Source organism: Bradyrhizobium nivariense, assembly GCF_029846695.2.
In the GTDB taxonomy this organism is placed as follows: domain Bacteria; phylum Pseudomonadota; class Alphaproteobacteria; order Rhizobiales; family Xanthobacteraceae; genus Bradyrhizobium.
Genome location: NZ_JARWCR020000146.1, coordinates 1 through 5049, shown reverse-complemented (window position 1 = coordinate 5049; position 5049 = coordinate 1). Strand labels below are relative to the sequence as shown.

Annotated in this window: 4 protein-coding genes; 1 reads left to right on the top strand and 3 read right to left on the bottom strand. The window is 57.8% G+C overall.

All coding sequences use genetic code 11. From position 1 onward, the window contains the following. Positions 1-102: 102 nt before the first annotated feature. Complete coding sequence (locus QCM77_RS45325) at positions 103-1053, bottom strand: tetratricopeptide repeat protein (protein ID WP_280097063.1); 951 nt, start codon at positions 1051-1053, stop codon at positions 103-105. 657 nt (positions 1054-1710) lie between these two features. Between QCM77_RS45325 and QCM77_RS45320 the strand changes: the two genes are divergently transcribed. Continuing rightward, on the top strand, positions 1711-2742 hold the full coding sequence (locus QCM77_RS45320) for an IS110 family RNA-guided transposase (RefSeq protein ID WP_280097062.1): 1032 nt from the start codon (positions 1711-1713) through the stop codon (positions 2740-2742). A 390-nt stretch (positions 2743-3132) separates the two neighbouring features. Here the strand turns inward: QCM77_RS45320 and QCM77_RS45315 are convergent, their stop codons facing one another. Beyond that, on the bottom strand, positions 3133-3345 hold the full coding sequence (locus QCM77_RS45315) for a hypothetical protein (RefSeq protein ID WP_280097061.1): 213 nt from the start codon (positions 3343-3345) through the stop codon (positions 3133-3135). A 951-nt stretch (positions 3346-4296) separates the two neighbouring features. Further along, positions 4297-4560, bottom strand: a complete 264-nt coding sequence (locus QCM77_RS45310) for a response regulator (protein WP_280097060.1) — start codon at positions 4558-4560, stop codon at positions 4297-4299. Positions 4561-5049: the final 489 nt, after the last annotated feature.

Below are 5049 nucleotides of genomic sequence, written 5' to 3'. Positions count from 1 at the left end.
CAAAGGCACAAACCAGTTGCCGAAGATCATCGCAGGTGTCAGATTCAACGACGGCATCGAGGTCATCCAAGCGCCGGCAAACCACGCCGCCTGATCACCCCGTCACCCAAAATCCCGCATAGCTCCCTTCTCCGTAGGTTTGCGCTCTTTTGGCTCGCTTTTGGGATCCTCGTGTTTGGGCGAGTGGTGTATCCAGTCGTGCGGCGCCATTACGGTGCTGTAATCCACAGATGACAGTTCGAGGTTGTCCGACAGCAAACCATCAGTAGACGCGGCAGCCAGATCCGGTGTGCGTCCCAAGGGGACAGTCGCTTGGTCGACCAGAGTTGGACGTGATGGGTTCGAGTAAAACGCAAACAAGCCGTAGATAGTGCTAGCAATCAGAATGCAACTGATTGCCGCAAGGAGCAAATACATCGGTTCATCAACTAACCAACTTGCGATGTAGTCGCTTAAGCCTTCTTCCGCGGAAATCTTGGTATAGTTATCGAGTGCAAGTTTCCTAAGCTCTAGCTCTCCGTCTGTCTCGATTGTTAACCGCAGCGCCATTTTGTAAGCGGCTTTTGCACGCGCAAGATCGGTCCAATGTCGTTTCGGTGTAGCTGCCCTTTGTTGATATATAGTCCCGCGCGCCGCGTATGAGCTTCCGTCTCTTCTATTGACGCTGATCGCTTCATCGAGGCTTGCGATGGCACCGTCAAAGTCTCCTTTTTTGACGAAAGCAAAAGCTCGATTTCTATATAGATTTCCTGACGGGTCTAGGAGGATCGCCATTCCGAAGTCTGCGATGGCGCGATCAAAGTCGTTTATCTTTTCATACGAGAGGGCTCGCTTGGAGTAAGTCTCGACTTTGATGGTGTTGCTCTGGCTCGGATTATCCAGCAGCCTAGTGCATGCGCCGATGCTACGAGTTGCGTCACCGCCGGCACATTCCATCCAATCGCTTTCGCCCTGCGAATCTTTCCGACTCGCAAAGTAAGATAGAATGCTGCACTGTTTCGAGATGACGCAAACTCTTCCTGGAATGCAGTATTTACCCAAACCGCAATCCACCGCTTCTCCTGGGATGCAGCCTCCGCCAGCCGAACATTTCTGCCCTGCCGAGCACGATCTGCCATCGCCGCAGTCTATCGCATTCAGTGGCACGCATTTGTCTCCGCTTGCACATTTTGTCTCTGCTGGACAATGTCTGCTCTGACCACAGTCCGCTGCCTCTTGCGGAATGCACACTCCGCCGCTTCCACATTTAGTGCCGGGTTGGCAGTATCCATTACCGCACTGCATGCTGCCGGCCGGAATTTGCGGAGCAGAGCGCTTCTGCTGCCCTCCTAAGCAACCGAGCTGCTGCATACGCTGTTGAATGAATGAGTCCCACTGCGAGCCCGCGCCACCAGAGGACCTTAGGACACCAAGCTGATGTTGGAGGTTCGCACAACTCTCTTGTGCCTGCGTCTCGGCATTAGCGTGTAAGAGCCATGAGAGAACGATAACCGTGAAATACAGGAAATAATTCCGAGGAATCGCCATGACGCACCCCCCGCCGCTCCGGAAAACCAAGTATAGCGGAGAAATCGCCGACTGTGATCCTAGAGGCACAAACATTCTAGAGCCGCAGAGCCGGTATTGATGCTGTGGACGGCTCCTCCACCGGCACGAAAGTGCCAAGGAGTGGGCGCCGTCTGAGGCTCCCACGATTCGGAGGAGCAGCCTATGCAGTCAATTTCGACAGTCGGCCTGGATATCGCGAAGTCGGTCTTTCAAGTGCATGGCGTTGATGCAGCCGGCCAGGTGGTCGTACGCCGTCAGTTGCGGCGCCGGTACGTCCTGGCGTTTTTCCAGAAGCTGCCGCCATGCCTGGTGGGGATCGAAGCTTGCGCATCATCGCACCATTGGTCCCGCGAGCTGCAGGGGTTGGGGCATACGGTGCGATTGATGCCTCCGGCCTATGTGAAGCCCTACGTCAAGCGGCAGAAGAACGACAGCACCGACGCGGAGGCGATTTGTGAGGCGGTCACGCGACCCAATATGCGGTTCGTGCCGACCAAGACGGTCGAGCAACAGAGCTGTCTGATGCTTCACCGGGCGCGCCATCTCTTCATCCGCCAGCAGACGGCCGCGATCAACTCAATCCGCGCCTATCTCGCCGAGTTCGGGATTGTCGCCCCTGTCGGGCGCAGGGGTGTCGAGCAACTGCTGGAAGTCGTCGCCGATACAGCCGACCACCGGCTCCCCGAGGTCGCCCGTGCGTGTCTTGCGGCTCTCGGCAATCAGTTGCGGGCATTGAAGGCTCATATCCTGGAGTTCGACCGACGCATCATCGCCTGGCATCGATCAAGCGCGACGAGCAAACGGCTGGACGCGATCCCCGGCGTCGGGCCAGCGTTGGCAACAGCCTTGGTCGCCAGCATTGCGGATCCCAAGGCTTTCCGATTGGGACGGGACTTCTCGGCCTGGGTAGGACTCGTGCCGAAGCAGAACTCGAGCGGGGGCAAGGACAAGCTTGGCAGTATCAGCAAGCAAGGCGATCGCTATTTGCGCAGCCTGTTCACGGCTGGCGCGCTCGCCGTCATCCGCTATGCCAAGATCCATGGCACCGATCATCGGCCCTGGCTCACTCGATTGTTGGCCCGGCGCCCCACCAAGGTTGCCGCTATCGCACTCGCCAACAAACTCGCCCGGATGGCTTGGGTGATGATGGCCCGGAACGAACGCTACAAGCAACCCGCCGCTCTCGCGGCGTGAATGAGATCACACGGGAAAGCCCGGCGTGACGTAACGGTTGGGAAGGCGAACAGCACGTAATGCAGTGCCGGTCGATCCGGCGATCAGGACAACCCACATGGGCCATAGCATCGTCGAATGCGAGGTATTGACCGGGACCTGATCCGCGGAGGGCATTATGGCCAGCGGTCATGTGAACCGCGTAAATAGGCCGAACACATGGCTGCTCCGACCAATTCTGCGACGTGAAGCTTCTTCTTGCCAACCTGGAGCCGTCCACACATGGCCCATAGCCGCATCCTCGACCAACCCGCTCCTAGGCACGCCCTTGCGTTCGAAGCGGACGTGCCACGATACACAGAAGGCCGCACCTGAGGCTCCGAATGAAAACCTTGGTGCGGCCAGTGCTGATCAGGCGGCCTTTAGGAGGAAGCTCTTCGCTCCCCTCCCTTTACCTTCCGAGCCATACGTCACCCCAATTGATCGCAGGGCCAGCGTGGTCCCGTGGTTCTCGTCACGAAGCAACTTTTGCAGGTCCTTGCGCTGCTGCGGCTTCAAGCTGAACTCTCGGCCGATCACGTTCATGGAGGTGCGGCCAGGATTGCGGTGCGCCATGTAGGTCACCAGCCGCTCGTGAGGTAGGCGGACATTGCTCGTTCCTCGGAGCGCGATTGAGAACCAAGCGCCACTGAATCTGTTTGAGTGTTGTCCAAAGCCCATCCTCGTATCCTCGGTCGTAACAAGGATCTTGAGGCTCGGCGCACCTAAACGAATGCAGTTCTGCCAACGTATCGTTGAAGAGGTCATCAAGGGTGTACTCTTTCATTACCAAATAAGTTTGCATACGATTTTTCTTTCGATAGTAGAGGTCATGACGAGCATCAGCTCGCCGGGTGGTGAGTTGCGACTTGGCTGTGCTGATAGACAGGGAGGGCTGTCGCTGATCGAGGGCTCTGCGTGCTCCTCGTGGTTAGAACCGCTTCCGGGTGAAGGTGGGGGCGCCTTTCCGCTAAGTGCTTGGCACTGTAGCGAAAGACACTAAAAAAGGGGGTTTTGTGTTCAGCTAACGAAACGCCGTAGAATCGAAAGAAGCCGCCTTCTCTTTCTAACGCCGGGCTTGGCACCACTAACCGCCTGATCCCTCGCCCAAACACTACAAACGGCGGGGCATATTGTGTGTAGCTGACGAAACATCGTATAGAGCCCCCGCCGACGACGCCGGACCCGCTCTCCGCTCATGCCTTCTCCGTTCGAAAACGACACCGCAGCCTGGGATCTCTTGGAACTCTTAAGGTGGCCCCACGGTGCCCAATGCCCCCCGCTGCTGCGCCCAGGAGCCCGAGGTGTTCCTGATTGGCGGTGAGAAGCACAGCCACCGCGAAGGCCTCTATCAGTGCAAGCGGTGTCGTAAGGGTTTCAGTGTCACCGTAGGCACCTCGTTTGAGCGCCTGCGGATACCCCTGAGCACCTGGGTGCGAGCGGCTAGAGCCTTCAGCTCCGATGGCAAGCCAACGCTCTTGGAGATCAAGACTGAACGCGGGGTGGCCTATAGGACCGTGCTGCGCATGCGGGATGTCATCGAGCGTGCCGCGCGTACTTACCGAGGGGGTAAATACGGGTTCGGCGCGTGAGCAGCTGCGACACAGCCGTCACTACCTGCGCGGGCGCGAACGCTTTGCTCACCAGAACGCTATTGGGTACGCTGTGAGAGGGCCACCGATCGGCTCCGGCGCCGGTCATATAGACCACCGGCATCTCTGGATTGATCTCGCGGGCTTGCTTGGCAACGTCCCAGTCAGTGAGCTTACCTCCCAAGTGAACATCGGTGAGCAACTGCATAGGTGAATCCGTCTACTCCATCAGGGCGCCGGTCGCGCCCTTCAGGAAGTCCGTCGCATAGAAGCGGCTCGCGCCTGGTTACGAATGTCAGGACAGATATCGATTTTCGCGAGACTTCGGATTGTTTGACGTCGAACGTAGTGTCGGTGCACCGCAGGCGCGCCGTTCCGCTTCTTTGATCCGAGCTCGAAGTTCTTCCAATTCTGAGAGCTGAGAATTGAGTTCGTTCAACCGTTGGGCAAAAAGCACGGGAGAGCTCTTCATCAATGCCTCCAACACAAAGCCACAGAAAACGCCTAGCAAAAAACGGCATACGCATCCGCACTAGGCGGTGAAACGAAGGAGCGTATCGGATGCTAGCCCGTAAGCGCGATTTTCCCCGCACGTTGACGCCTGCGCTTTTGACGGATGGCCTTCGTATCGGGGGCGGCGTCTGGCCTGTTCAGGCAGCGGCGGTTTCGGCGAAGTTGAAGGGCAGCAGGTCGGTGA

Excerpts from the sequence above, each read along its gene's own strand:
- QCM77_RS45320 (WP_280097062.1), top strand. The coding sequence starts at position 1,711 with ATGCAGTCAATTTCGACAGTCGGCCTGGATATCGCGAAGTCGGTCTTT.
- QCM77_RS45310 (WP_280097060.1), bottom strand. The coding sequence starts at position 4,560 with ATGCAGTTGCTCACCGATGTTCACTTGGGAGGTAAGCTCACTGACTGG.